This is a genomic window from Bradyrhizobium sp. 142, assembly GCF_023074015.1.
In the GTDB taxonomy this organism is placed as follows: Bacteria; Pseudomonadota; Alphaproteobacteria; order Rhizobiales; family Xanthobacteraceae; genus Bradyrhizobium.
In genome coordinates this window covers 1-585 of record NZ_JADPKQ010000456.1, presented here as the reverse complement: position 1 = coordinate 585, position 585 = coordinate 1, and the positions used below count along the sequence as shown (strand labels likewise).

The 585-nt window shown below is 65.6% G+C and carries 1 protein-coding gene; it reads right to left on the bottom strand.

What is annotated here, in order from left to right:
- Window positions 1–585, bottom strand: a 585-nt coding sequence (locus IVA82_RS49265; protein WP_247493884.1) for a transposase, incomplete at both ends; no start/stop codon positions are given.

Genomic DNA, 585 nt, shown 5'->3' with positions numbered 1-585 from the left:
CCACAGCGCCACCATCAGCTTGCGTGCCAGCGCCACGATGGCGATCTTGCGGATGCGTCCCTTGGCCGTGCCGACCCGCTCGTGGAACCAGCGGCTCAGCTCGCTGTCAGGCTGATGTCTCCGCCACAGCCAGGCGAGCTCGATCGCGCTCGTTCGCGCGCGATGATTGCCGGCCTTGCTGATGCCTTGCTGCCGCCGGCTGGCGCCGCTGTCGTAGGGTGTGTCGGTCAGTCCGACACAGCTGCCGACCTGCCGTCGGTTCCTGAAGTCGCGATAAAACACCTCGTTGGCCAGAACCTGGGCGATCTGCGGTCCAATGGCTTGCAGCTGGGCAAGCTGAACGGCCTTCGCCTCCACCGAGCCCTTGGCCGGCGTGCTATGGGCGGCGATGTTCTCCGCTTCCAGCGTCTTAATCTGCTTGCAGACCAGCAGCAGCCGCTCATGCTCGCGACGAATTTCATCGCGTAGTCGCGGCGGCAGAGCGCGCCCGTCGCCGGTGCGCAGCTTGTCGAGATCCGACAGGAAGCTCGGCTTCAACGGCCTGGCGTCGCGGATACCCTGGCCATGCAGCAGTCCTTTGATCCG